The 26,082-nt window shown below is 72.3% G+C and carries 25 protein-coding genes and 1 tRNA gene; 9 read left to right on the forward strand and 17 right to left on the reverse strand.

Going from position 1 to position 26,082, the window contains the following annotated elements; all coding sequences use genetic code 11:
• Nucleotides 1-100 precede the first annotated feature (100 nt).
• On the forward strand, nt 101-754 hold the full coding sequence (locus tag N5875_RS06650) for a TetR/AcrR family transcriptional regulator (RefSeq protein ID WP_338492222.1): 654 nt from the start codon (nt 101-103) through the stop codon (nt 752-754).
• A gap of 55 nt (nt 755-809) precedes the next feature.
• On the opposite strand, the gene N5875_RS06655 is transcribed toward N5875_RS06650, so the two are convergent.
• Nucleotides 810-1,733: an alpha/beta hydrolase gene (locus tag N5875_RS06655; protein WP_338492224.1), complete on the reverse strand. Its 924-nt coding sequence runs from the start codon at nt 1,731-1,733 to the stop codon at nt 810-812.
• Nucleotides 1,734-1,879: 146 nt separating this feature from the next.
• A complete protein-coding gene (ligD, locus tag N5875_RS06660; RefSeq protein WP_318209729.1) occupies nt 1,880-2,914 on the reverse strand; it encodes a non-homologous end-joining DNA ligase in 1,035 nt (344 codons plus the stop codon).
• Between the two features lie 52 nt (nt 2,915-2,966).
• Between ligD and N5875_RS06665 the strand changes: the two genes are divergently transcribed.
• From N5875_RS06665 to N5875_RS06675, 3 genes are all read left to right on the forward strand, one after another.
• The gene (locus tag N5875_RS06665; protein WP_338492226.1) at nt 2,967-4,025 is read left to right on the forward strand and encodes an ATP-dependent DNA ligase; all 1,059 of its coding nucleotides are present in this window, start codon (nt 2,967-2,969) and stop codon (nt 4,023-4,025) included.
• 359 nt (nt 4,026-4,384) lie between these two features.
• Nucleotides 4,385-4,633, forward strand: a complete 249-nt coding sequence (locus tag N5875_RS06670; protein ID WP_181399417.1) for a hypothetical protein — start codon at nt 4,385-4,387, stop codon at nt 4,631-4,633.
• Between the two features lie 87 nt (nt 4,634-4,720).
• Entirely contained in the window at nt 4,721-6,841 is a 2,121-nt protein-coding gene (locus N5875_RS06675) for an MDR family MFS transporter (protein WP_338492228.1), read from the forward strand.
• Nucleotides 6,842-6,931: 90 nt separating this feature from the next.
• On the opposite strand, the gene N5875_RS06680 is transcribed toward N5875_RS06675, so the two are convergent.
• On the reverse strand, nt 6,932-7,390 hold the full coding sequence (locus N5875_RS06680) for a YchJ family metal-binding protein (protein ID WP_338492229.1): 459 nt from the start codon (nt 7,388-7,390) through the stop codon (nt 6,932-6,934).
• A gap of 113 nt (nt 7,391-7,503) precedes the next feature.
• Here N5875_RS06680 and N5875_RS06685 point away from each other — a divergent pair, with 113 nt between their 5' ends.
• Together N5875_RS06685 and N5875_RS06690 are read left to right on the forward strand one after the other, a co-directional pair.
• A complete protein-coding gene (locus N5875_RS06685; RefSeq protein WP_318209733.1) occupies nt 7,504-8,847 on the forward strand; it encodes a 6-phospho-beta-glucosidase in 1,344 nt (447 codons plus the stop codon).
• Nucleotides 8,848-8,938: 91 nt separating this feature from the next.
• Nucleotides 8,939-10,825 (forward strand): M64 family metallopeptidase, encoded by a 1,887-nt coding sequence (locus N5875_RS06690; protein WP_338492231.1) that lies wholly within the window; start codon nt 8,939-8,941, stop codon nt 10,823-10,825.
• 125 nt (nt 10,826-10,950) lie between these two features.
• On the opposite strand, the gene N5875_RS06695 is transcribed toward N5875_RS06690, so the two are convergent.
• The 3 genes from N5875_RS06695 to N5875_RS06705 all read right to left on the reverse strand — a co-directional run bounded on the left by N5875_RS06695 (nt 10,951) and on the right by N5875_RS06705 (nt 12,956).
• Nucleotides 10,951-11,769 (reverse strand): SAM-dependent methyltransferase, encoded by an 819-nt coding sequence (locus tag N5875_RS06695; protein ID WP_318209735.1) that lies wholly within the window; start codon nt 11,767-11,769, stop codon nt 10,951-10,953.
• Between the two features lie 74 nt (nt 11,770-11,843).
• A complete protein-coding gene (locus N5875_RS06700) occupies nt 11,844-12,080 on the reverse strand; it encodes a DUF397 domain-containing protein (protein WP_015037566.1) in 237 nt (78 codons plus the stop codon).
• Complete coding sequence (locus tag N5875_RS06705; protein ID WP_318209736.1) at nt 12,081-12,956, reverse strand: helix-turn-helix transcriptional regulator; 876 nt, start codon at nt 12,954-12,956, stop codon at nt 12,081-12,083.
• A 249-nt stretch (nt 12,957-13,205) separates the two neighbouring features.
• Here N5875_RS06705 and N5875_RS06710 point away from each other — a divergent pair, with 249 nt between their 5' ends.
• The 3 genes from N5875_RS06710 (at nt 13,206) to N5875_RS06720 (ending at nt 15,024) form a co-directional block, all read left to right on the forward strand.
• Nucleotides 13,206-13,658 carry an ATP-binding protein gene (locus N5875_RS06710; RefSeq protein ID WP_318209737.1) on the forward strand — a complete coding sequence of 151 codons (453 nt, stop codon included), beginning with the start codon at nt 13,206-13,208 and terminating at the stop codon, nt 13,656-13,658.
• Nucleotides 13,659-13,864: 206 nt separating this feature from the next.
• Nucleotides 13,865-14,227: a hypothetical protein gene (locus N5875_RS06715; RefSeq protein WP_338499101.1), complete on the forward strand. Its 363-nt coding sequence runs from the start codon at nt 13,865-13,867 to the stop codon at nt 14,225-14,227.
• Between the two features lie 86 nt (nt 14,228-14,313).
• On the forward strand, nt 14,314-15,024 hold the full coding sequence (locus tag N5875_RS06720; RefSeq protein WP_318209739.1) for a methyltransferase domain-containing protein: 711 nt from the start codon (nt 14,314-14,316) through the stop codon (nt 15,022-15,024).
• Here N5875_RS06720 and N5875_RS06725 read toward each other — a convergent pair.
• The 11 genes from N5875_RS06725 to N5875_RS06775 form a co-directional block, all read right to left on the reverse strand.
• Entirely contained in the window at nt 15,021-16,610 is a 1,590-nt protein-coding gene (locus tag N5875_RS06725) for a hypothetical protein (RefSeq protein ID WP_338492250.1), read from the reverse strand. The two genes, N5875_RS06720 and N5875_RS06725, sit on opposite strands and share 4 nt — an antisense overlap.
• Nucleotides 16,611-16,673: 63 nt before the next feature.
• Nucleotides 16,674-17,042, reverse strand: coding sequence for a zinc ribbon domain-containing protein YjdM (locus N5875_RS06730; RefSeq protein ID WP_318209741.1), 369 nt, complete (start codon nt 17,040-17,042; stop codon nt 16,674-16,676).
• 104 nt (nt 17,043-17,146) lie between these two features.
• Nucleotides 17,147-17,234, reverse strand: a tRNA-Leu gene (locus tag N5875_RS06735).
• A 244-nt stretch (nt 17,235-17,478) separates the two neighbouring features.
• On the reverse strand, nt 17,479-18,549 hold the full coding sequence (locus N5875_RS06740) for a sugar phosphate isomerase/epimerase (protein WP_338492252.1): 1,071 nt from the start codon (nt 18,547-18,549) through the stop codon (nt 17,479-17,481).
• Between the two features lie 83 nt (nt 18,550-18,632).
• The gene (locus N5875_RS06745) at nt 18,633-20,096 is read right to left on the reverse strand and encodes a nucleotide pyrophosphatase/phosphodiesterase family protein (protein WP_338492254.1); all 1,464 of its coding nucleotides are present in this window, start codon (nt 20,094-20,096) and stop codon (nt 18,633-18,635) included.
• The gene (gene eboE / locus N5875_RS06750) at nt 20,093-21,442 is read right to left on the reverse strand and encodes a metabolite traffic protein EboE (RefSeq protein WP_338492256.1); all 1,350 of its coding nucleotides are present in this window, start codon (nt 21,440-21,442) and stop codon (nt 20,093-20,095) included. Before eboE ends, N5875_RS06745 begins: the two co-directional genes overlap by 4 nt.
• A 9-nt stretch (nt 21,443-21,451) precedes the next feature.
• Nucleotides 21,452-22,300, reverse strand: a complete 849-nt coding sequence (locus tag N5875_RS06755; protein WP_338492258.1) for a TatD family hydrolase — start codon at nt 22,298-22,300, stop codon at nt 21,452-21,454.
• A complete protein-coding gene (locus N5875_RS06760; protein WP_318209746.1) occupies nt 22,300-22,872 on the reverse strand; it encodes an EboA domain-containing protein in 573 nt (190 codons plus the stop codon). Before N5875_RS06760 ends, N5875_RS06755 begins: the two co-directional genes overlap by 1 nt.
• On the reverse strand, nt 22,866-23,744 hold the full coding sequence (locus N5875_RS06765) for a sugar phosphate isomerase/epimerase family protein (RefSeq protein ID WP_338492261.1): 879 nt from the start codon (nt 23,742-23,744) through the stop codon (nt 22,866-22,868). Before N5875_RS06765 ends, N5875_RS06760 begins: the two co-directional genes overlap by 7 nt.
• A complete protein-coding gene (locus tag N5875_RS06770; RefSeq protein ID WP_338492263.1) occupies nt 23,741-24,835 on the reverse strand; it encodes a UbiA family prenyltransferase in 1,095 nt (364 codons plus the stop codon). Before N5875_RS06770 ends, N5875_RS06765 begins: the two co-directional genes overlap by 4 nt.
• The gene (locus N5875_RS06775) at nt 24,832-26,055 is read right to left on the reverse strand and encodes an inositol-3-phosphate synthase (RefSeq protein ID WP_338492265.1); all 1,224 of its coding nucleotides are present in this window, start codon (nt 26,053-26,055) and stop codon (nt 24,832-24,834) included. The genes N5875_RS06770 and N5875_RS06775 overlap by 4 nt, the downstream gene beginning before the upstream one ends.
• Nucleotides 26,056-26,082 lie beyond the last annotated feature (27 nt).

Raw genomic sequence — 26,082 nt, forward strand, 5'->3', positions numbered from 1 at the left:
GCCCCCCGGGGCGGGCGGCGGGCGGCGGGCGGCGGGCGGCGGGCGGCGGGCGGCGGGCGGCAAAGTATCCGCACGGTCGTGCGTTCAGTAGGATGGCGAGATGAGCGACACGGGTACGAAGACGGACGGGCGCGTCGAGCGTGGGAACCAGACCCGGCGGCTCGTGCTCGGGCGGACCATGGACATCGCCTCGGTCGAAGGGCTCGACGGCCTCTCCCTGGGCCGGATCGCCACCGAGCTCCAGCTGAGCAAGAGCGGCGTCTTCGCCCTCTTCGGCTCGAAGGAGGAGCTCCAGCTCTCCACGATCAGGGCCGCCGCCGCCGTCTTCGCCGAGAACGTCATCACCCCTCTGAAGGACGTGCCGCCGGGGGCGCGGCGCGTGCGCGAGCTGTGCCGGAACTGGCTGGCGTACTCCTCGGACCGGGTCTTCGCCGGTGGCTGCTTCTTCTACGCGGTCTCGGCCGAGTTCGACGCCCGTACGGGCCCGGTCCACGACGCCGTCGCCCAGGCCCGACGCGACTGGACCGCTTACGTGGAAAGGTCTTTGACGGAGGCTCAGGCCGTGGGCGACTTCGTCGACGATCTGGATGTGGAGCAGTTGGCCTTCGAGGTGATCGCGCTCATGGAGGCGGCCAACGCGCATTCCGTGCTGCTCGGCGATGTACACACGTACGAGCGTGCCGAGCGGGGGATCACCGCCCGGCTGCGCGCCTCGGCCACGGACAGGGGCAGGGACGGCCTCGACGCCGGATAACCGGACGGGGCGCCGAAAAGGCCGACCGCGCCCCACGCCCCACACCCCTCCCCTCTCAGCTCGCGACGACCCGCTCCCCCTCCGACGGTTCACCCGCCGGAGCCGTCAGGAAGTCCACCGCGCCGCCGACGACGTCCGGATCCAGCAGGATGCGCCGGTGGCCGAGCCCCTGGGTGACGACGAGCCGTGCCCGGTCGCCGTGGGCGCGCGCGAGCCGCCGCGAGTGGACGAGCGGCACCATGTCGTCGCCCTCGTCGTGGAACAGCAGGACGGGCGCGCCGAGTTCACCGGGGTCGCGGTCCGCGCCGAAGCGGTCCCAGATGCCGGGTTCGCCCGGCGCGACCCGCCGCTCCACATGGTCGCGCATGCACCGGATGACCCGGTCGTCCACGCCGAGGCCGGTCTGGAAGCCCTTGATCAGCAGGTCGAAGGAGCCGACACCGCCGATGCCGACGAAACGGGCCGTGCGGACGCCGTCCCGGAGGGCGAAGAGGGAGGCGAGGGCGCCGAAGGAATGGGCGAGGACGGCGTCGAAGTCGCCGTGTCGCGCGTGCAACTCCCGGATGATCTCCCGGTATTCGACGATGTTGCTGGCTCGCCCCGGGGATTCGCCGTGGCCGGGAGCGTCGAAGGCGACGGGGCTGTAACCGCGTTCCAACAGCGCTTCGGCGAAGGCGGTGAGCCGGGAGGCGCGCGAGGACCAGCCGTGGACGAGCAGGAGGGGCCGGCGGCCGTCACCCCAGGCGTACGTGACGACGTCCTTGCCTCGGACCTGGAGGTGCCCGGTGCGGGCGGCGGCGAAGAGCGCCTGCTCCTCCGGTTTCAGCCGTGCTCGGCCGAGCGGTCGGACGAAGAGGCCGAAGGCCCAGCGCCCGGCCGCTGCGGGGGCGACGCGGGCGGTGGCGTTCAGGGCGGTGCGGATGAGCGGGGCCATCGGGTACATGCCGGGATCTCCTCGGTCGTCCTGTGGGGTCTGCATCCTGGTGATGGAAAAATGCTAGCACGATCGTTCGTGTTGTTTTAGAGTGAAAGAAGGGGCGGGTCGGCGCCCACCCGGAGACACCGACCCGCCCTACCTACCTGCCTACCTGCCTACCTGCCTACCTGCCTACCTGCCTACCTGCCTCAATCCGCCGATTCCTCCGGCTCCTTCTTCGCCCGGCTCGGCTGCACACGCTTCGGCTCCCCCGGCATCTTCGGATACTCCGGCGGGTACGGCAGGTCTCCGAGGCCGTGCTCCGCCTCGTCCCGCCGCGCCAGTTCGAGCAGGGACTCCAGGCTGAACCGTTCGTCGTCCATGTCGGCGTGGACGTCGCCCACTTCGGCGTACCGGACCGGCATCGTCCTGATGTCGAAGTCCTGCGGCACGGCGTCGTCGACCTCGTCCCAGCGCAGCGGCGCCGACACGGGCGCGTGCGCTCGCGGGCGTACGGAGTAGGCGGAGGCGATCGTGCGGTCCCGGGCGGTCTGGTTGTAGTCGACGAAGATCCGCTCGCCGCGCTCCTCCTTCCACCACTTGATGGTGACCTCCTCCGGCATGCGCCGCTCCAGCTCCCGCCCACAGGCGATCGCCGCCCGCCTGACCTGTGTGAACGTCCAGTTCGGCAGGATCGGGACGAAGACATGGATGCCTCGCCCGCCGGAGGTCTTCGGCCAGCCGCGCAGTCCGTGCTCGTCGAGGACGGCCCGCAGTTCATGGGCGGCGCGTACGGCGTCCGCGTAGTCCGTGCCGGGCTGCGGGTCGAGATCGATGCGGAGTTCGTCGGGGTGGTCGGTGTCGTCCCGGCGTACCGGCCAGGGATGGAAGGTGACGGCGCCGAGGTTGGCGGCCCAGAGGACGGCCGCCGGTTCGGTGGGGCACATCTCGTCGGCCGAGCGGCCACTGGGGAAGGTGATGTGGGCGGTCGGGATCCAGTCGGGAAGGTACTTGGGGGCCCGCTTCTGGAAGAAGGACTCGCCGGTCACCCCGTCGGGGTAGCGCTCCAGGGTCGTGGGGCGGTCGCGCAGGGCGCGTGTGATGCCGTCGCCGACGGCCAGGTAGTAGCTGACCATGTCGAGCTTGGTGTAACCGGGTTCGGGGAAGTACACCTTGTCCGGATTGGACACGCGTACGGTCCGGTCGCCGACTTCCAGTTCCACCGCTGCCGCCTTGCCTGCCATGCCGGTCAGCCTAGGGCTCGCCGACAAGTCCCGCATACCGGACAATCGCCTCATGGATCTTCCGGTGATGCCGCCCGTGAAACCGATGCTCGCCAAGTCGGTGAAGCGGATCCCACCCGGGATGCAGTACGAGGCGAAGTGGGACGGCTTCCGCGCGATCGTGCACCGCGACGGGCCGGAGCTCGTCATCGGCAGCCGTACCGGCAAGCCGCTCACCCGCTACTTCCCCGAGCTGGTCGAGGCGCTCGCGGCCCGGCTGCCGGAGCGCTGCGTGGTCGACGGGGAGATCGTCATCGAGCACGACGGCCATCTCGACTTCGACCGGCTGAGCGAGCGGATCCATCCGGCGGAATCCCGGGTCCGCATGCTGGCCGAGACCACCCCCGCGCTGTTCGTCGCCTTCGATCTGCTCGCCCTCGGGGACGACTCGCTGCTCAACACTCCGCTGAGCGAGCGCCGGGAGGCCCTGGAGCGGATGCTCGCCGGGGTGGACGCGCCGGTCCATCTGGCGCCGGCGACCCGGGACGTCGAGCTCGCCGCCCGCTGGTTCGAGCAGTACGAGGGCGCGGGTCTCGACGGGGTGATCGCCAAGCCGCTCGACCTGCCGTACCGCCCGGACGCCCGCCTCATGTACAAGATCAAGCACGAACGGACGGCGGACGTCGTGGTGGCCGGCTACCGCTTCCACAAGAGCGGACCGGTGGTCGGCTCGCTGCTCCTCGGCCTGTACGACGACAAGGGCGCCCTCCAGCACGTCGGCGTGTGCGCGGCGTTCACCGCGCAGCGGCGGGCCGAGCTGATCGAGGAGCTCGAACCGCTCCGGATGGACCCGCCGGACGGGCACCCCTGGGCGGCCTGGGCTGAGGAGGCGGCGCACGCGGGCGCGCGACTGCCGGGTGCGCCGAGCCGCTGGTCGGGAAAGAAGGACCTGTCGTGGGTGGCGCTGCGGCCCGAGCGGGTCTGCGAGGTCGGGTACGACCACATGGAGGGCGACCGCTTCCGGCACACGGCCCAGTTCAAGCGGTGGCGTCCGGACCGGACGCCGGAGTCGTGCGGGTACGGACAGCTGGACGAGCCGGTCTCGTACGACCTGTCCGAGATCCTGACCTAGCGTCCGGACGCTGTCCGGAGGACGCCGATCCGTCGAGTGAGATGCTTCACATTCGGCGAGCGCCCCGTCGACGCCAACACCCCCTCGTCGACCATGGATTCGTCGGACGTACGGTCGATACGCAGGGACGGTGAACAATCCTGCGGCGGCCTCCCGGCCCCGTACCTGCGAGAACGTCCCCGGTCGCGCCCCGCGGGCCGTGCCCGCTCCCCCGCCCGGACTCCCGCATGCCCCTCCTGAGCGCCGTCGGGCCGTTGCCCCACCGCGACATCGCCGTGCCTGAACCCGTACGGCGATCCGGTACGTATGGAGAGCAGACCCTTCCGTACGCTTCCCGGACCCACTAGGACTGACCCGTGATCACCTCACCCTCCCGCCTCGTACCCGTCCCGATCCCCGACCGTGTGGCCGCGCTGATCGGCTCCTGCCTGCCGCTGCACGTCCTCCAGGCCGAGATCGACGCGGACTGCGCGGCGCGCGAGGTGTACCGCTTCCGGGGGCCGCTCTGCGCGGAGGACCGGGCGGACCGGGAGCACGCGCTCGCCGCGCTCGCGCGGGCCAACAAGATCCTCGCCAAGCACCACCCGAAGCTGCCGGTCACGCCCTGACGGCTCCGGCCGGGCCGCTCCCCACCGGTCCGCCCGTTCGGCCGTCCCCCGCATGCACCCGGTCGGGGCCGATGTGACGCTGCGAGAGTGACCACGACCAGCGACGCAGCGCCCGCGCCCCCGGCCCCGGCCGCCTCCGAGCCACCCGTGCTCGACCGCCGCCGCCGCAACATCGTCTTCGGCACGATCATGCTGGGTGTCCTCCTCGCCGCGCTCGACCAGACGATCGTCGGCACCGCCCTGCCCACGATCGTCTCGGACCTCGGCGGCGCCGCCCACATGTCGTGGGTGGTCACCGCCTACCTGCTGGCCGAGACCGTCGCGACCGTCCTCGTCGGCAAGTTCGGCGATCTCTTCGGCCGCAAGGTGATCTTCCAGATCTCGGCGATCGTCTTCATCACGGGCTCGTTCCTCTGCGGCCTCGCCACCAACATGACGCTGCTGATCGTCTGGCGCGGCCTCCAGGGCATCGGCGCGGGCGGCCTGATGGTCACCTCGATGGCGCTCATCGCCGATGTGATCCCGCTGCGCGAACGCGGCAAGTACCAGGGCGCGATCGGGGCCGTGTTCGGGGTCTCCACCGTCATCGGCCCGCTGCTCGGGGGCCTGTTCACCGACCATCTCAGCTGGCGCTGGGCCTTCTACGTCAATGTGCCCATCGCGATCCTGGTCGTGATCGCCGCCGCCCGCACGATCCCGTCCGTCCGGTCGGCGAGCAAGCCGATCATCGACTACGCGGGCATCGCGCTGGTCGCCGCCGGAGCCAGCGCCCTGATCCTGGCGACCAGTTGGGGCGGCAACGAGTACGCCTGGACGTCCGGCGTCATCATCGGGCTGTTCGTCGGCGGTGTCATCGCGCTCGGCCTGTTCTGCTGGGTGGAGACCCGTGCGGCCGAACCCATGTTGCCCATGCGGCTGTTCGGCAATCCGGTCTTCACCGTCTGCTCGGTGCTGAGCTTCGTCGTCGGCTTCGCCATGCTCGGCGCGATGACGTTCCTGCCGACGTACCTCCAGTACGTGGACGGGGATTCGGCGACGGTCTCCGGCATCCGCACCCTCCCCATGGTCGTCGGCCTGCTCATCGCGTCCATCTTCAGCGGCAACGTGGTCAGCAAGACCGGCCACTACCGGATCTTCCCGATCGTCGGCTGTCTGGTGATGGGCCTCGGGCTCTATCTGCTCTCGCTGATGGAGCCGGGGACCAGCACCTGGCTCGCGTCGCTGTACATGTTCGTGCTCGGCGTCGGCATCGGCCTGTGCATGCAGGTCCTCACCATCGCCGTGCAGAACACCGTCGAATACGCCGACCTCGGCACCGCCACCTCCGGCGTCACCTTCTTCCGTACGCTCGGCAGCTCCTTCGGCACCGCCGTCTTCGGCACGATCTACGTCAACTCCCTCACGCCCAACCTCAGGGCCGGGGTCGGGGAGGCCTCGGCCGTCGCCGGGAGCCTGGGCCTGGACCCGTCAGATGTCGCGCAGGCGGCGCAGAGCCCGGACGGCGTGCACGGCCTGCTGGAGCAGGTAGCGGAACCCATCGTCAACGCCTACGCCGACACCCTCCACACCGTCTTCCTCTGGACGGTGCCGGTCGCCGCCGTCGGCTTCGTCGTCGCGCTCTTCCTCAAGCAGGTGACGCTCCGCGACTCGGCGCGCGCCGCCGCGCCCGACATGGGCGAGGGCTTCGCCTCACCCACCTCGTCGGGCGACTCCGCACAGCACCTGGAACTGGCCGTGGGCAGGATCATGCGCCGGATCGACCTCACCACCGCACGGCGGATCCTCGACGTCTCCGACACACGGCTCGACACCGCCGGGGCGTGGGCGGTGATGCAGGTCGAGCTCTACACACGGACGGTCGGCCACGCGAGCCTGGGACTGATCTCGGCGGGGCGGCGGGTCCCGCCCGAGGTGCTGCTGCCGGTCTTCGACCGGATGGTCGACGAGGGCTTCCTGACCCGTGACGGCCATCTGCTCTCCCACACCCCGGCGGGCAAGCGCGAGGCGGACGTCATCACGCACGCGTGGGGCGACTGGCTGTCCGACCGCGTCGAGCAGGAGAGCGGTCGGCCCAGCGGACCCGAACTGCGGGTGGCGACGGACGCCATCGCCAAGAAGGTCGTCGCCGAGGACCTCGCGAACGGACTTCCCGACCGGTCGCTCGACAGCGACGGCGGACGCGCACTGAGCCGGACCACCGGCGTCTGACGCGGACCGCGCGGAAGCGGTGTCCGGCCGACCCGTCGCCCACCGCCCGTCGCCCCCCAGTCTGTCGACTGCCGGCCGGCCGGCCGCCGGCTACGCGCTGACGTCGCCGTCCACGTACACCCAGGCACCCTCGTGGCGGGCGAAGCGGCTCCGCTCGTGCATCGCGCCGGGCTCGCCGCCCTGGACGTAGCGCGCGGTGAAGGTGACGGTGCCGTGCTGGTGGAAGGCGGTGCCGTCGGTGGCCGACTCGATCTCCAGGCCGGTCCAGCGCATCCCCGGGTCGAAGTCGACCTCTCCGGGCCGGGTCTCCGGCGCCCAGCTGCGCAGCAGATAGGCCTCGTCGCGGACGACGAAGGCGCTGTAACGGGAGCGCATGAGCAGTTCGGCGGTCGGCGCGCTGCCGCCCGTCCCCGTGTGGAAGTGGCCGCAGCACGCGCCGTACGAGGCGTCGAGCCCGCACGGGCAGGGTGACTCCGGGGTGACGGAGGGAACGGACGGCGCGGCCGGGCGGGCCGGGGACGTACGGGGGCGGGTCTTGCGTCGGGACATGCCGCCATTGTCCCCCACCGCAGGCCCCGCGAGACGCCCGGCATGTGGACGGCCACGTGGACGCCCGAGCGGAATCCCGCTGCTCAGAGGGCGCGTCCGAGTAGCGTACGAGCATGAAACTGACGATTCTCGGAGGCGGCGGATTCCGGGTGCCGCTGGTGTACGGCGCTCTCCTCGGCGATCACGCCGAGGGGCGGGTCACCCAGGTCACCCTGTACGACCTCGACGAGGGGCGGCTCTCGGCCATCGCCAGGGTCCTGGCGGAGCAGGGCGAGGGGGTGCCGGACGCGCCCGGTGTCACGGCGACGACGGATCTCGACGAGGCGCTGCGCGGCGCCGACTTCGTGTTCTCCGCGATCCGGGTCGGCGGTCTGGAGGGCAGGGCCGCGGACGAGCGGATCGCGCTCGCCGAGGGGGTGCTCGGCCAGGAGACGGTGGGCGCCGGCGGCATCGCGTACGGGCTGCGGACCGTGCCGGTCGCGGTGCACATCGCGCGCAGGGTCGCCGAACTCGCCCCGGACGCCTGGGTCATCAACTTCACCAACCCGGCAGGCCTCGTCACGGAGGCGATGTCTCGGATCCTCGGCGACCGGGTCGTCGGCATCTGCGACTCCCCCGTCGGTCTCGGGCGCCGGGTCGCCCGCATCCTGGGCGCCGACCCGGACAGGGCCTGGATCGACTACGTGGGTCTCAACCACCTCGGCTGGCTGCGGGGGTTGCGGATCGACGGCCGGGACGAGCTGCCGCGGCTGCTCGCCGACGAGGAGGCGCTCGGTTCCTTCGAGGAGGGCAGGCTCTTCGGCCCGGAGTGGCTGCGCTCACTGGGCGCGATCCCCAACGAGTACCTGCACTACTACTACTTCAACCGGGAGGCCGTGCAGGCCTACCGGTCGGCCGAGCGGACCCGCGGCGCCTATCTGCGCGATCAACAGGGCGCCTTCTACCAGGAGATGGGGAAGCCCGACACTCCGGCCCTCGCCGCCTGGCACCGTACGCTCGCCGACCGGGAGGCCACCTACATGGCGGCCAACCGGGAGGCAGCCGGGATCGGGGAGCGCGACGAGGAGGACCTGGAGTCGGGCGGTTACGAGAAGGTGGCGCTGGCTCTCATGCGGGCCATCGCGCGGGGTGAGCGGGCCACGCTGATCCTCAACGTCCGCAACGGCGCGACCCTCGCCGCGCTCGACGCGGACGCGGTGATCGAGGTGCCCTGCTTCGTGGACGCGAACGGCGCCCATCCGGTCGCGGTGTCCCCGCTGCCGTACCACGCGGTCGGCCTGGTGACGGCGGTGAAGGCGGTGGAGCGGGAGGTCCTCGCGGCGGCGGAGAGCGGTTCGCGGGCGACCGCCGTCAAGGCCTTCGCCCTCCATCCGCTGGTCGACTCGGTGACGGTGGCCCGCCGCCTGGTGGACGGCTACACGGCGGAGCACGCGGGTCTGGCGTACCTACGGCACTGAGACGGCGGCGGGCGACGGCGCAGCTGTCGCGGAAACATACGGCTGACGAACAACTTTACGAGAGTGGGGGCGCGGCCTAGGCTCGCGCCCCATGACCTCACAGCGCACGGGAGTTCGACGAGAGGTGGCCCGCGTCGTCGCGGTCTGCCTGCTGGCCGCCGGTCTGGTGGGAACCGTACCGGCGGCGGCCGAGACGCCGACGCCCGGTGACGGACCGGCCGTCGTCCCCGTCCAGACCACCGGGCCCGCGGACCGGCGGTTCAACCTGGTGTTCATGGGCGACGGCTACACCGCGGCGGAGATGCCGGCGTTCCGCGCGGACCTCGACCGGCATCTGAGCACCCTGTGGAGCATCGAGCCCTTCGCCTCCTACCGCTCGTACATCAACGTCTGGGCGGTGGAGGCCCCTTCGGTCGAGTCGGGTGTCGACTGCGACCCCGGCCTGGACGCCCCCGCCCGCGAAACGGCGCTCGACATGGGGTTCTGGGGCGGCTGCGATCCGAACAGCGTGCAGCGGCTGCTGACCGTCGACAGCCGGAAGGCCGCGGCTCTCGCCGATCTCGTCCCGGGCACGAGCGCCGCCAACCGGCAGATCGTCGCCCTCGCCCACAGCTCCACCTACGGCGGCGCGGGCGGCAGTTACGCCACCGCGTCCGGCGGCAACGCGCTCTCCTCCCTCATCACCCCGCACGAGATAGGCCATTCGCTCGGCGGCCTCCAGGACGAGTACGACTACTACGCGCGGGGAGTGCCGGGCGGGACGTACTCCGGCCCGGAGCCCTCCTCCACCCACCACACGCTGCTGACCGAGCGTCAAATGCTGGAGCAGCGGGCCAAATGGTGGCGCTGGCTCGGCGAGGAGAGCGAGTCGGGCGGTGTCATCGGCCGCCACGAGGGCGGCCTGTACAGCACGAAGGGCGTCTGGCGGCCGAGCCGTCACTCCCTGATGAAGACCCTCGGCTACGCCTTCGACCAGGTGGAGCGCGAGGTGATGGTCCGGGCGATCTCCGCCAAGGTGAACCTGATCCAGGACCACACGCCCGCCACCTCCCCCATCGGGGCCGACCGGACGGTGTGGGTCGACACCCTCCACCCGGTGGGCGGCGCGCTCGCCGTGACCTGGCGCCTGGACGGGCGGACGCTGCCCACCCGCGGCGCGCGCACCGTCGACCTGCGCACCCTGCGCCTCTCCCCCGGGCCGCACACCCTCACGGCGACCGTCACCGACCCGACGCCCTTCGTCCGCGACCCGGCCGTCCGCGCCTCGGCGGCGCTCACCCGGACCGTCAGCTGGACGGTGGACCCGGCCCTCACCACCGTGCGCGACGGGACCACGGCCGCGTTCACCGGCCACACTCCCCTCGGCTCGCCGGTCGGCGCCCGGTCGGTCGTCCACGCGGACACCACCCATGCGGTGGACCGAACCCCGGCCGTGCGCTGGCGCCTTGACGGCCGGCCCGTCGCGACCGGCCCCAACGACCGGGACCTGGACCTGCGTTCACTCGCCGTGACCACGGGCACGCACACCCTGACGGCCCGCATCGCGGGTACGGACGAGGAGTTGAGCTGGACCGTGGACGCCCGTCCGGCCACGGCCTCGTACGAACTCTCCGAACCGCTGCGGACGGTGGGGCGGCACGGCCGGCCCGTCGGGTACGTGTACGACGGGCCGTTCACGATGCGGCTGACCGCGCGGGACGACCAGGAGGGCGCGGTGGTGAGCCAGTTCCGCGTCGACGGCAACGGCTGGTACACGTACTACGGCTGGCCGACGGACGCGGACGCGCCGTTCCGCTTCTCACCGGGCGGCACGGTGATCGACGACCTCGTGTACGGGAAGCTGGGCCGGAGCCGTGCGGTGCCGTGGGACGACGCGACCCCCGACTACGGCACCCACAGGATCGAGTACCGCACGATCGACGCGGCCGGCAACATCGGCGGGACCGGCGAATTCCTGGTGACGCTGGTGGAGCCGTAGCGGACGTCTGACGTCTTGAGCAGCCCGCAACGAAAGGAGGCCCCGCCGACGTGTCGGCGGGGCCTCCTCCCGAGCGGATCCTGTCCGGGCCTGCGGGTCAGGGCTTGCGGATCAGGGCCTGCGGGTCAGGGCTTGCGGGCCACCGCGGCCCACCCCGGGATGGGCTCGTCGCCCGGCACCGGGACCGGCTCGCCCAGCTCCGGGTGCCACTCGGCGGTCAGCGAGACTCCGGGCTCGACGAACTCGAGGCCGTCGAAGAACGCGGCCAGCTCGTCCCGCGACCGCGGCCGCAGCGTCAGCCCGCGCGCCTTGTACATCGCGACCGCCTCCGCCGCGCCCTCGGGGTTGAAGTCCCCGGTGACATGGGAGAGGACCAGATAGCTGCCCGGCGCGAGCTGGTCCACGAGCTTGCGGACCAGGTCGTACGCGTTGTCCTCGTCGCCCACGAAGTGCAGCAGGGCGAGCATCGACAGCGCGATGGGCTGATCGAAATCAAGGACCTTTCCGGCCCTTTCGAGGATGATCTCGGGATCGCGAGCGTCCGCCTGGATGTACTCGGTGGCCCCTTCCGGGGTCGAGCGCAGCAGCGCGGCGGCGTGCGCGAGCACGATCGGGTCGTTGTCGCAGTAGACGATGCGGGACTCCGGCGCGGCCTCCTGCGCGATCTGGTGCAGGTTGGGCTCGGTCGGGATGCCCGTACCGATGTCCAGGTACTGGCGGACACCGTGGGCGCTGAGCCAGCGGATGGCTCGGTGCATGAAGGCCCGGTTGACGCGGGCCATGTCCCGGCCGCGGGCGTCGACGGTGAGCAGCTGGCGTGCCATCGCCTCGTCGACCGGGTAGTTGTCCTTGCCGCCCAGGAACCAGTCGTACATGCGCGCCGGATGCGGCGTGCTGGTGTCGATCCGTATCTCGCTCCGCGGGGATGCGGGGTCCTGGGTCATCGGCGCTCCTGGTCGGGATGAACGAGTGGCACTACAACAAGAGTTACGCGACGGTAGGGGTGGGACGGAAGGGGTCAGGTGAGCAGAAAGTCAGCCTGACCGGATTTGGCCCCCTGGATGAAGGCTGCGATCTCTCCGTGGGTGTAGATGAGCGCTGGTCCTTCAGGGTCTGCGGACTGTCGCACGGCGACTCTGCCGTCGGCCAGCTTCATGGCCTCCACGCAGTTGCCCCCGTTCCCGCCGCTCCACGGCTTGTGCCAGCCCTCGGCACCGAGCTCAGCGGCGGGCATGCCGTTGTATATGCGATCCATTCACAGCTCCTTGCGGAGATTCCGGAGAATCTCCTTCGTGCGTTGTGCAGTCGCGGCCTGAGCCGCCATGCGGTCCATGACCTCCAGGTGGGATGCCACCTCGGGGCGCGCGTCGAGATAGACGGCGCCGGTCAGGTACTCGCTGTAGACCATGTCCGGCAGTTCGGGCATGGCGAAGCGGAAGAGGACGAACGGTCCGTAGGTGCCGGGGTGGTGACCGGACGCGAACTCCGCGATCTGCAGGGTGACGTTCGGCAGCTCCGACGCTTCGAGCAGCCGGTCGAGCTGGTCGCGCATCACTTCGGGCCCGGCGCCGACCGGTCGGCGGAACACCGTCTCGTCCATGATCACCCAGAACTTCGGGGCGTTCTCCCTGGTCAACAGGGACTGACGCTCCATCCGCAGGGCTACATGCCGCTCGGCGTCCTCGTCCTTGCCGGCATCGCTGCCGCCACCGACCGCCCCGCTGCGCAGAATGGCGCGGGCGTAGTCCTCGGTCTGGAGCAGACCGGGGACGAACTGGGGCTCGTACGCCCGGATGAGGCCGGCCGCCCCCTCCAGGCTCACGTACATGGAGAACCAGCCGGGCAGCACGTCGTGGAACCGCTGCCACCAGCCGGGGAGATTGGCCTCCTCCGCGAGGGCGATGAACCCCTCGGCCTCGGAGTCCGTGATCCCGTACTCCCTCAACAGGAGCTGCACGTACGGAATCTTCAGCGCGACTTCGGCGGTCTCCATCCGCCGGACGGTGGCCGGGGCCACCCGGAGGATCTTCGCGGCCTCTTCCCTCTTCAGGCCGGCTCGCTCCCGCAGATCCTGCAGGCGCCTGCCGAGAACGACCTGTCCCACCGTGGGGGCGGACCGCGGCTCGCTCACTCTCAGACCTCCCCGACGCACTGTTTCGACGAGTGTGCCACGAAGCCGGGCCAGAGAGAACACAGCACTCTGGAATTTTCAGAGTGCCACTTGCCAAGTGTCCGACTCAGGAGGACAGTGTTCCGGTGTGAACCAGTACACGCTGCCGCCGTGCGCCCTCGCGCCACGGCGACAGCTTCGTACGGCACTCCTGCCCACTGTTGTGAGGAACCGGTCGTGGCTTCTGGTAACGCGCAGCCTTCAGGTCTCATGAGTCCCCGAGTCATGGCCCCGCGCCCGCAGCCCCAGACCGATACCGATGGCGTCCGCCGCTTCGCCTTCGAGCTCCCCGCCCTCACCTCGTCGGTCGCCCGCGCCCGCCGGCTCGCGGAGGAACGGCTCATCCTCTGGGGCTGCGGCCCCGACATCCGCGACACGGTGGCCCTGGTCGTCTCCGAGCTCGTCACCAACGCCGTGGTGCACACCGCCAGCGACCGGTTCATATGCGAACTCCGTGAGGGCGAGGACACCCTCCGCATAGCCGTGCGCGACGAGGGCGGCCCGGCAGGACCGCGGATACGCGACTGCGGCGAGGACGAACGCGGCCGCGGCCTCCTCATCGTCGACGCGCTGTGCACCGCCTGGGGCGCCGAACGCACCGGACACGGCACCGCCCAGGTCGTCTGGGCCGAACTGGCCCACGGCATGGGGGAAACATGCTGAGGTCCATGGCCACCCGCATGATCCCGCTGCTCCCCGGGACCCGCAGGTCCCTCACCGGCGAACGCGTACCGGACCCCCGCCGCTCCTCCGAGCACCGCCCCGGCACCCGAGGCGCCGTCGGCCCCGCCCACCCGCGCGACCTGGGCGCCACCGGCCCGGCCCGCCCTCTCGATCTGAGCGCCACCGGCTCCGCCCGCCCTCTCGATCTGAGCGCCACCCGCCTCGAGGTCCCCGTCGGACTGCACACCGGCCTCGGCTGCGACGCCGTCGGCGTCCCCGCCCGCTTCGGCTTCAAGATCCTCTCCCGCCTCCCCGCCAAAGGCTGCGTCTACGCCGACTCCGACTGGTGGTGGTGGCTGGTCCCGGCCGGCTCCGACCAGGACGTCACCTGGCCCCTGCCCGCCTGCTACGCGCGTGGCGCCGAGATCCCGGACCGGCGGCCACGCCTCATCCACCACCCCGACGGCACCTCCCCCTACACGCCGCCCATCCCCCTCTACCTGCTGGTCTGCCAGCTGACCGGCATCGCGCCGTCCTGGGCAGGACCGCCGGTGAGCAGCGCGCGCTGACCCGCAGGAGCCGGAACCGCACGGTCCCGGCCTCGGAACACGCCCGCTCTGACCCGCCGGGCCCCGGAGCGCATAGGCTCGACCCCATGTTCACCCCGCAGGGTCCCAGCCTCCGCGAGCTGACCGCCCAGGCCCTCTCCTCCGTCGAGCACGGCTACGACCTGCTCGCGAACAAGTTCGACGCCACCCCGTTCCGGACCTCCGACCGCCTCCTCACCTCGGTCACCCGCACCCTGGAAGAACTCGGCCCCTTCGACTCGGGGCTCGACGTGTGCTGCGGCACGGGCGCCGGACTGGGCGTCCTCCGTGCGGTGTGCGCGGGCCCGATCACCGGCGTCGACTTCAGTACGGGCATGCTGACCCGGGCCCGCGAGGCCCACCCGACGGCCGGTCTGGTCCGCGCCGACGCCCTGGCCCTGCCCTTCGCACCGGTCTTCGACCTCGCGGTCAGCTTCGGCGCCTTCGGCCACTTCCTGCCGAACGAGCAGCGCACCCTGTTCGCCCAGGTCCACGCCTCCCTCCGCCCCGGCGGCACGTTCGCCTTCCCCATCGCCGCCCCGCCCCCGGTCGGCTCGCGCCTCTACTGGATCCTGTGGGGCTTCGACGCCACGATGCGCGTGCGCAACGCGCTCTGGCGCCCACCGTTCGTCATGTACTACCGCACCTTCCGCCTTGCGGACGTCCGGTCGCACCTGGAGGACGCCGGCTTCACCGTCTCGCTCACCCCGGTCGAGACCCTCGGCCGCCGGGAGGACGACAGCCCCCACTGCCGTCTCGTGGTGGCCCGGAAGATCTAGGAACTGCCCCTCGTGCCCTTCGTGCCCTTCGTGCCCGTCGCGCACGCCGACGAGGCCGGACCGGCCTCGGAAGAGGCGAGGGGAGCGATACGGAGACGGTCGAGGGGCACCTTGAGCGCCTCCCCCTCCTCAGCGCCCCACAGCACGACCGTCCCACCCGCGTCACCGATCCTGACGTACGCCCGGGAGGGATCGAGCACCCCTCCGTCGACCGGCACGTCCTCGACCTTGCCGATCGGGCGCACGCACACCCACTCCGGTTCGACCCCGTAGTACGCGGCGGGCGTACGCCCCTGGGACGCGGCGGCCACCGCCTGGGAACCGGCGACTCCCGCCGCCAGCAGACCGAGCCCGAGCAGCCCGGTGACCAGCAGCGCGACACTCACGACGAGCAGCACCGCGTTGCCGAACCAGCGGTCCCTCACGTACCAGTGGAAGTGCTTCATGTAGCCGAGAAGGCTCGGTGCGAGGAACCACAGACTCATGCACACGGTCAGCTTGAGCAGCGCGAGGAGCTGGAACGCCTTGGGTATCTCGACGTCCTCCAGGTCGACACCGAACGCGTCCAGGTACATCACGTGCAGGCCCAGGCCAAGACCCGGCAGGAACCCGAAGGCCAGCGGCAACAGGGCGGGAATCAGCCACGGCGCGGCCCGCTGCCAGCTCCACTGACGCACCAGCAGCCTGATCCCGTTGAGCACGACTCCCGCGACGAGAACGCCGAACAGGGCAACCGAGCCGTACCCCGCGTCCGGCGCCGTCAGGGCCGCGAACGCCCCCAGCCCGAGCGCCACGAGGGCGAGCACCACGCCCAGCCAGAACGCCGCCGGGCCGGACCTCTCGGGTGCGACGCGGCGCGCCACGTACGCGATCCCCCACGCCACGCCGGCCGCGACCACGGCCGCCCACCACCACGAACCGACCCCCTGGGCGCGACCGTCCGTGATGCGCGCCCCGGACCACGCCCCGATCAGCAGCAGGACCGCCAGGCGGACGAACATCGCCGACGACTCCCTGCGGCCGCCCCCCGGCGCCCCCGGCCGGGTGCTCGCCCCCATGGGCCGGCGGACCGCCACCCGCCCGCTCCGCCTCGGTGCACCGGGCAGCGGTCGCGTCGCGAGGTGCCGAGCGGCCCCCGCCGACCTGGCGGTGATCAGCCGTCCGGTGTCCCGCGTCCCCACGTTCTCCGCGAGCCACAGCCGCGCCCGCTCCGCCCACCGCTCGCGCAGCGGCAGGTCGGGGACCGTCCGCGCGTGGACCTCGGGCCGCTCGTACGCGAACCAGTGCGGCCGGTCCACGGGGTCCCGTACGACACGGTCGACGACCTCCACCTGGAGATCGAGCAGCAGCTCGTCGGCGACGACCTCGATGCGCTCCCTGGCTCCGCGGACCGCGTTGAACGGGCTGCCGGGGAAGCGGGCCTCGATCACGTACCAGACCGGCCGCTCCGGACCGTCCGACTCCGCCGGGCCCCGCCTCTCCAGAAGCGGCCATCCACGGTCGGCGAGCGCCGCCTCGAACAGTTCGCGCTCCGCCCTGGTCCCCCGCAGTTCGACCAGGGCGACCGCCCTCTGGTCGAATCGCACCCCCGCGTTCACCGCACCCCCTCGCAACGCGTACTCCCCCCCCGGCGGCGAGCCTCCCGGTGGTCAGGCCTTCTTGACCACGCTGGACTTGAGCTGCATGGCGCCGAAGCCGTCGATCCTGCAGTCGATGTCGTGTCCGTCGACGCCGTCGACCAGGCGGATGTTGCGCACCTTGGTGCCCGCCTTGATCCCGGAGGGGTTTCCCTTGACCTTGAGGGCCTTGACGACGGTCACCGTGTCGCCGTCGTTCAGCACGTTGCCGACGGCGTCCTTGATCACGCGCTCCCCGCCCGCCTCCGTACCGTCGGCACCGCTCGCGCCGTCGGCGGCCGGCACCCACTCGTGGCCGCACTCGGGGCACACCACCAGGTTGTTCATCTCGTAGGTGTACTCGCTGGAGCACTGGGGACAGGGGGGAATGTTCTCGATCACTCCCTCAGGATAGGCGGCCCTTCCCCTTGCCGCCCCGGGCATGGGGCGGCACCGCGCCCCACGCAAGAAATGCCGGTCGATACGAGATCGACCGGCATTTCCGCTGGTGTCCGAGGGGGGACTTGAACCCCCACGCCCGATAAAGGGCACTAGCACCTCAAGCTAGCGCGTCTGCCATTCCGCCACCCGGACAAGGTGTCTGCCGCTGCGGGGTTTCCCTCGCGGCGACAGATGTAACTCTACCAGGGGTTCCAGGTGGCTTTCACCAGCGTTTTCCGTGGTCAGTGGGGTGAAGCCGCCTTGTAGTCCTTGATCAAGTCCGGATTCTCCCGACGGTACGCACGGAGTGCCGCGGCCCGCTCACACAGAGTGCGGCGGGGCGGCGCCCGGCGGCCTCGAACCCCGTGGTCGGCGGGGGCCGAGGCCGCCGGGTGAGTCAGTGGCCCCGCTCGCGCAGCGAGTGGAGGTGGGCGCTGGACTTGCGGGCGAAGGTCAGCGAGTCGACGGGGTTGTCGTGCTCGGCCTGCCAGTGGTGGGCGTTCCGGCCGTGGCGGGTGCGGTTGACCGCCGAGATGAAGCGCCGGTAGTCGATGTCGCCGTCACCGACGTCCGTCATCCGGTAGCCGTAGGGGACGGCGGAGTCGTCCCGGTCCCCGTCCTTCACATGGAAGAGCGGATAGCGGTGGGGCTGGTCGAGGACGTAGTCGAGAGGGTCGAACGGGGCGGGGGTGCCGTCCGGGCGGACCGAGTAGCGGTACTGGCCGACGTACGCCCAGAAGATGTCCATCTCCAGGTGCACCAGGTCGGGGTCGGTCTCGGCGAGGAGGACGTCGTAGAGGCGTACGTCGGGGCGGTCGCTCGCGAAGGAGAACTCCTCCGAGTGGTTGTGCTGGTAGAACTTCATGCCGCGCTTCCTCGCCGCGGCGCCGAACCGGTTGAACTCCTCGGCGCACCGCTTCCACCCGTCGACGGTGGAGCCGTAGCGCCACGGCCCGGAGGCGGTACCGATGTGGGGCAGACCGAGGGCCGCCGCGTCGTCGAGGACGCGGTCGAGGTTCTGGGCGAAGGTGTACGCGCCGGGGTCGCTCGCGTAGTAGCCGACGTGGCTGCCGATCGGGCGCAGTCCGTGGTCGCGGGTGAGGCGCTTGAGCTGGGCGAGGCTGATGGGGCCGGCGGCGCCCTGGCCGTAGCCGGCGTACTCGACCTCGTCGTAGCCGTACTTCTGCAGCTCGGCGAAGACGGCGGCGAAGCCGAGCGTCGCGACCTTGTCGCGCAGCGAGTAGAGCTGGATGCCGAGGCGGCCGGGCGGCAGGACGGGGCGGCCGTGCCCGTGGCCCGGACCGTGGCCGGGCGACGCGGTGGTGTCGGCCGCCGCGGCGGCGGGGGCCGCCGCCCCGAGGAGCGCGGCGGCGGTCGCGCCGGCGGCGACTCCCAGCATGTTCCGTCGGCTGAGCCTGTGGACGAGCTCGGGGTCGTTGGCGGCTTCGGTACGGCGAGTGAAACTCATCTGTGGATAACTCCTTGGCTGTCGGAGAGGCCTGCTTCACTGGATTCAGCCGGCGGAACCGGGATGGGGTCGACTGCGCGGGTTCAGGTCGGGGTCTCGGTGATCCCGGCCAGGCTGAGCAGCAGGTTCTTCACATCGGTGGCCGCGACGCGGCCGTTCAGGGCGTGGGGGGTGGAGCACAGGATGAGCGGCCCGTTGGCACTGTCGTCGCTCGCGGGGAGGCGGCCGTGGCTGCCGCGCAGAGGTGAGGGGTCGAGAGGGACGACCGCGAGCCGGTACCGCATACCGAGCTTCTTGCGGGCGATCTCCCTGGCGGCCTTGACCCGCGCATAGGGGTCGAGCGGGTCCATGAGGAGTTCCGCGGGGTCGTAGCCGGGCTTGCGGTGGATCTCGACGAGCTGCGCGAAGTCGGGGGCGCGGGTGTCGTCGAGCCAGTAGTAGTACGTGAACCAGGCGTCGGGTTCGGCAAGGGCCACCAGTTCCCCCGAGCGCGGATGGTCGAGTCCGTGCTCCTTCTTGCCGTCGTCGTCGAGGAGTCGTTCCAGACCGGGGAGGTCGGCGAGGGCTTCCCGGACGGCCGGCAGGTCGGTGGGGCGCTTGACGTAGACGTGGGCGATCTGGTGATCGGCCACGGCGAACGCCCGGGAGGTCATGGGGTCCAGGTACTCCATGCCGTCCTGGGTGTGCACCTCCAGGAGTCCGGCGCGCCGCAGGGCGCGGTTGATGTCGACGGGGCGCTCGACCCGGGTGATGCCGTACTCGGAGAGGACCACGACCGTACGGCCCTCGGCCCGCGCCTCCGCGAGGAGGGGTGCGAGGACGGTGTCGAGCGCGGCCGCGGCGCGGAAGGACCGCGGGTCGTCGGGGCCGTAGCGCTGGAGGTCGTAGTCCAGGTGCGGGACGTAACAGAGGGCGAGGTCGGGGCGGCGGGTGCGCAGGATGTGACGGGTGGCGTCGACGATCCAGCGGCTGGAGACGAGGTCGGCGCCGGGGCCCCAGAAGTGGAAGAGGGGGAAGGTGCCGAATTCCTCGGTGAGTTCGTCGTGCAGGGCCGGGGGCCGGGTGTAGCAGTCCGGTTCCTTGCGTCCGTCGGCGTAGTAGACGGGGCGGGGGGTGACGGTGATGTCGGTGTCGGCGCCCATCGCGTACCACCAGCAGATGTTGGCGACGGTGTAGCCGGGGTGGGTGCGGCGGGCGGCGTCCCAGAGGCGGTCGCCGGAGACGAGGCCGTTGTGCTGGCGCCACAGCAGGACGTCACCGAGGTCCCGGAAGTACCAGCCGTTGCCGACGATGCCGTGCTCGGCGGGGAGGGTGCCGGTGAGGAAGGTGGTCTGCGCGGTGCAGGTGACGGCGGGCAGGACGGTGGAGAGCGGGGCCTGGGAGCCGCTGCGGGCGAGGGCGGCCAGGTGGGGCATGTGCGGCAGGAGCCGCGGGGTGAGACCGACGACGTCGAGAACCAGGAGGGGCGTGGGTGCGGGTGTGGCGGCGGATGCGCGGGTGGCTGCGGGCGCGGGTGCGGGTGCGGGTGCGGGTGCGGGGTCGCTCATGGCAGTTCCTTGAGGCCGAGGTCGGTCAGCAGGTCGCGGGCCAGGGTCAGTTCGGCGGCGATGCCGTCGGCGAGCCGGGCCCGGGTGCGGGGACGGCTTTCGGGAGGAAGGGCCTGCCAGGTGTACGTCTCGACCTCCAGGTGGTGGGTGCGCGGGTGCGGGCCGCCGACGAGGAGAGCGAGGGTGTCCTGGAGGACGGGGAGCGTGGAGCTGAGCGGAGGGGCGGGGGGAGCGTGCAGGGGGACGTGGAAGTGGGCGCGCCAGGGGGTCGCGTCGGGGAGACCGTGCGCGGTCGTGGCGTGGCGGTCGGAGCTGGCGAGCGCCTCGGGGAGGTCGTCGGTGCCGCGGAGGCCTGCGGCGGTTCTGGTGCGGGTCTGGTGGAGGAAGCGCGGCTCGGCGAACGCGGCGAGCGCCGCCCTGACCTCGGGGAGGTGCGGGTGCTCCGCGTGGAGCGCGGCGGAGAGCTGCGCCTTGGGCACGGGGATTCCTGCGGCGGCGAGCGAGTCCAGGGCCGCGCGCGGGTCCTCGAAGGAGGTCGCGAGATGACAGGTGTCGAGACAGACACCGATGCGGGGGTTCGGCGCGGGGTTCGAGCTCGGTGCGGGGCTCGTGCTCGGCGCGGGGCTCGGGTCCGGCGCGGGGCTCGGGTCCGGGCTCGGTGCGGGGCCCGGGTTCAAGCTCGGGTCCCGGTCCCGGTCCCGGACCCGGTTTGGGTTCCGGTTCGAGTTCGGGTTCGGTGCGGCGGTGAGGGCGGCGACGGCGTCGGCGACCGTCTCGACGATGCAGCCGGGCTCCGGTTCGATCCCGATCCGGATGCTCCGGCCGGTGAGCTCCTCCAGGGCGTCGAGCCGTCCGGCGAGCGTCGTCAGGGCGGTGCGGGCGGTGGCGGCGGCCTCGGCGTCGAAGGGGGTGCGCCAGGCGAGGGGCAGGGTGGAGATGGATCCTTCGGTGACGTCCTCGGGGAGCAGCGCGGCGAGGAGCCGGGCGAGGTCGGTGGTGTGGGCGAGACGATCGGGGTGGGTCCAGTCGGGCCGGTAGACGCGGTACTTGACCTCGTCGGCGCCGAATCCCTCGTACGGGAAGCCGTTCAGGGTGACCACTTCGAGGCCGCGGCGGTCGAGTTCGGCGCGCAGGGCGCGGAGCGAGGCCGGGTCGGTGGTCAGGGAACGGGCGGCGTCCCGGGCGAGCCAGAGGCCGATGCCGAGGCGGTCACGGCCGAGTCGGCGGCGGACCGGCTCGCAGTGGTCGCGGAGCTGGGCGAGGACGCCGTCGAGGGTCTCGGCCGGGTGCACGTTGGTGCAGTAGGCGAGGTGGACGGTGGAGCCGTCGGGGTGCCGGAAGCGCATGGGGACGCCTCATTCCCCGCCGCGGAGCACGGAGTTGCCCTCGTGCAGGTCCGGCGGGGCGGGGACGTCGAGGTGGAGTCGTCCGCTGAGCCCGTAGAAGGCGACGGGGTTGCGCCAGAGAACCTGGTCGACGTCGTCGTCCGTGAAGCCGGCGCCGAGCATGGCCCGGGCGACGGCGCGGGTCTTGAGGGGGTCGCTGCGGCCCCAGTCGGCGGCCGAGTTCACCAGGACCCGGTCGGTTCCGCACTCCTTGAGGATCGCGACCGTCCGGTCCTCGTCCATCTTGGTGTCGGGATAGACGGAGAAGCCGAGCCAGGCGCCGCTGTCGGCGGCCTCCTTGACGGTGGTCTCGTTGAGGTGGTCGAGGAGGACGCGGTCCGGGGCGAGCGCGGACTCGCGCACGACGTCGACGGTGCGGCGCAGACCGGTGAGCTTGTCGCGGTGCGGGGTGTGGACGAGGGCCGGCAGGCCGTGGTCGGCGGCGAGCTGGAGCTGGGTGGCGAGCGCGGCGTCCTCGGCGGGTGTCAGGGAGTCGTAGCCGATCTCGCCGACGGCGACGACACCGTCCTTGGCGAGATACCGGGGCAGGTCGTCGAGGACGGGGACGCAGCGGGGGTCGTTGGCCTCCTTCGGGTTGAGGGCGAGGGCGCAGTGGTGGGCGATGCCGTACTGGGCGGCGCGGAAGGGCTCCCAGCCGAGGAGGGAGTCGAAGTAGTCGAGGAAGGAGGCGGGCGAGGTGCGCGGCTGGCCCAGCCAGAAGGACGGTTCGACGAGGGCGCGGACACCGGCGTCGTACATCGCCCGGTAGTCGTCCGTGGTGCGCGAGGTCATATGGATGTGCGGGTCGAAGATGCGCATCAGGACTCCTCGGTGGGGGCGGTGAGGGCGAGGACGCGAGTCAGATCGGCGGGGACGTCGCGGCCGGCGGCGGTGCGTTCGGCGGCGTGGTCGGCAAGCATCCGGGCGAGTTCGCGGTCACCGGCGGCACGCGCGGCGAGTCCGGCGACGGCGGTGACGGGGACGTCGGTGAAGAGACATTTGAGGAGGGCGTGCCGCCAGGCGTGGGGGGTGAGGTGGGTGGCGGCATAGGGGCCGACGGCGGCGGCGATCAGGGTGGTGTCGTGGGTGCGGAGGGCGTCCTCGACGAGGGGCACGGCCTCGGGGCCGGTGACGAGGGCGGGGAGGGCCAGGAGGACGGCGCGGCGCTCGGCTGCGGCGCCCTGCCGGTAGAGGCGGGTGAGGGTGTCGGGGTCGGCATTGGCGGCCCGGAGAAGGAGGATGCGGGCCTCGTCCGCGTGCTCGCGCCCGCAGTGCCGGCCGGCGGCGACGAACCGCTCCTCCCATGCGGGGGTACGGGCCTCGGCCTCGGCGAGCGCGGAGTCCAGCCAGGCGCGGGCGGCGGGGGTCACGGTGCCGGTGACGGTCAGCATGTCGGGGTCTCCCGGCGCAGGAAGGAGAGGGAGGTGCGGGCGAGTTCGGGGCCGGCGTGGGAGTGGCGGGGCAGCTCGACGACGGTCAGCCCGGGGTAGCCGGCGGCGGTCAGTTCGGCGAGGGCGGCGAGGACCGGAGGGAAGTCGATCTCACCGTCACCGAAGGGCAGGTGCTCGTGCACACCGCGGCGCATGTCCTCGATCTGGATGTGGTGCACCCAGGGGGCGGCGGCACGGAGGCAGTCGGCGGGAGGGAGGGGTTCGAGGCACTGGCAGTGGCCGATGTCGAGGGTGAGTCCGAGGACGGCGGGCGCGGGGGTGCCGAGGAGCCCGCGCAGGTGGTGGAAGTCGTCGAGGGTGGCGAGGAGGTGGCCGGGTTCGGGTTCGAAGGCCAGGGGGACGCGGGCGGCCTCCGCGGCCTCCAGGACAGGGGTGAGCGAGGAGGTGAGCCGCTTCCAGGCCTCGTCCGGTGGGGTGCCGGTCGGGAGGATGCCGCTGAAGCAGTGCACGGCGTGGGCGCCGAGGTCGGACGCGACCCGAACGGCCCGCAGCAGGAGCCGTGCCCGGGCGGCGCGGTCCTCGGGGTCCGGGTCGAGCAGGGAGGGCCCGTGCTTGCGGCGCGGATCGAGGACGTAACGGGCACCGGTCTCGACGGTCACACCGAGCCCCAACTCGCCGAGGCGCCGGGCGACCCGGGCGGTGCGGACGGCCAGGTCGGGGGCGAGGGGGTCGAGGTGCATGTGGTCGAGGGTCAGCCCGACGCCGTCGTAGCCGAGATCGGCGAGGAGCCCGAGGGCATCGTCGAGCCGTAGATCGGTGAGGCCGTTGGTGCCGTAGCCGAGCAGCGGGCGGGCTGCGGAGTGGGTGCTCATGTGGGGCTCACCTTCCGGGCGAGGGCGCGCGCGGCCGGGACCAGACCCAGCAGCGCGAGCGCGGTGCCCGGCGCCCCGGCGCGGGCGGCGAGGGCGGCCTGCAGCGGGATGGTGGCCCGGATTCCCCCGCCGACGGCCCGCTCGGTCAGCGCCGCGGACGGGTTGAGCGCGGCGTGGAGGAGGAGGGTGGCCGGGGTACGGGCATAGGCCAGGGCGAGGAGGGAGCCGAGACCACGGGAGGCGAAGGGCCGGCGCGAGGGGAGGGGAGCGCTGGAGGGGAGGGGCCGGCGGGAGGGAAGCCGCCAGGAGGACGGGAGGGGCCGGCGGGAGGAGAGGGTGGGGTGGGGGCGGGGGGCGGGGGCCCCGGAGGGGGAGGAAACGGGGGTGGTGTCGGGCCGCGGGCCGGGTGCCCCGCCCGATGCCGCCCCGGCCACCGCCAGGGTGACGGCGAGTGCGGCGAGCGGGGTGCGGGTGGAGCCGCCCTGGGTCTCGTGGCGGGAGACCGCGGTGACCGCGTAGGTGTGTGCCCCGAGCAGGGCGGCGGAGGGGAGGGCGTGGACGGCGCGGCGGTGGGGTCCACCGCCCCGCCCGCACGTCGAGGCCGTCGAGCCCGTCGAGGCCGTCGAGCCCGTCGATGCTGTCGCGCCCAGGAGGAGGTCGAGGGCGCGGGCCGTGGCCATGGCGCCGGGGCCCGCCTGGGTGTGTTTGAGGCCGAGGTCGTAGGCCCAGACCGTGGTGGCGAGGGCGGTGGCGACCGCGAGGGACGGGCGGCCCGCGCGGGAGGCCAGCGCCAGACCCGCCGCCGTCAGTGCCGCCGAGGCCGCGAGGGCGGCGCCGGGGGTGATGCGGCCGGAGGGGAGCGGGCGGTGGGGGCGTTCGGCTGCGTCCACGGCCCGGTCGGCCCAGTCGTTGAGGGCCATCCCCGCCTCGTACAGGCAGAGCGAGGCGCCGATGGCGCAGAACGTGCCCCGGCCGGGCCGGACCCCGGCCGCCGCCGCGCCCGCGAGGGCGTCGCCGGGCACCGAGAACAGCGCAGATACGCGGAGGAGTTCCGCCCAGGCCCGTGCCCGGCCGGTACGCGACCGGGTCATCGGGCCGTCCCCGCGTCCCTCGTACCCGCGTGCCGCGTCCCCGCGTCCCCCGTGTCCCCCGTATCCGTGGCCTCCGCACCCGTGTCGCCCGTACCCGAGTCCCCTGTATCCGGACGGTCCGCCAGGGTGCGGCCGAAGGCCAGCAGGCGGTCGTACTGGTCCGCCAGTGAGGCCGGTGGGGTGCCTTCCGGGTCCTTGAAGTAGAAGGCGAGGTCTTCCAGGGGGCCCGTGAGTCCCTTCTCGTGGGCGCGGGCTGTGAGGCGCGCCAGGTCGAGGACGAGGGGGGCCGCGAGGGCCGAGTCGCAGCCCTGCCAGAGGGTCTGGAGGATCATGCGGGTACCGAGGAAGCCGTCGAAGGCGATGTGGTCCCAGGCGGTCTTCCACTCCCCCATCGCGGGGACGTCGTCGATGTGGACCTGGCCTTCGACGCCGGGGCCGAGGGTGTCGGTGAGGACGCGTTCCTTCCCGGCGTTCTTGGCGGCCGCGGCCGCCGGGTCGGCGAGGGCGGCTCCGTCGCCGCCGCCGAGGAGGTTGCTGCCGGACCACGCGCGGACGGTCAGGGCCCGTTGGCGGAACATCGGGGCCAGCACGGCGCGGAGCAGGGTCTGGCCGGTCTTGCCGTCGCGGCCCGCGTACGGCAGCCGGCTCGTGGCGAGCGGGGCGGCGAGGGCGGGGTGGCGCAGGCCGGTGGACGGGGTGAAGTTGACGTACGGGCATCCGGCGCGCAGTGCGGCGGCCGCGTACAGGGTGCTGGGTGGGAGCCCGGCGCCCCCCGACGCCGGCTCCGTGGATGCCACATTGACGACTACGACGTGGTCCAGGCCAATGCGTCGGCGGAAGTCCGTCAGGTCATGGGTGAAGGCGGTGATGAGTTGTTCGTCGGTGCGGGTGTCGCCGGGGGCGGGGCCGCCGGGGCGGATCTCGCGGTCGGCGGCCTCCAGCTCGTGGGTGACCGTCCGGGTGAGGCCGTACGGGAGGACTCCGGCGGTGGTGAGTTGTTCGGCGCGCTTGGGGAGCGGGCAGTCGGTGGTGTCGTGTCCGCCGAAGACGAGGGAGGCGAGTGGCGGCAGGCCCGCGTCGGCGAGTTCGGGGGTTTCGGTGGCCATGCCGGTGGGTGGGTGGAGTCCGGCGACGAGAGCGGCGCAGCCGACCATGGTGGTGGTGGCGACGGAGCCTCTCGCGCCTATGAGCCAGATTCCGGTGCGGGGTGCGTGGGTCATGGCGTCGGCCTCCCTGCTCGTCCAGCG

The sequence above is a fragment of the Streptomyces sp. SJL17-4 genome (genome assembly GCF_036826855.1).
In the GTDB taxonomy this organism is placed as follows: Bacteria; Actinomycetota; Actinomycetes; order Streptomycetales; family Streptomycetaceae; genus Streptomyces.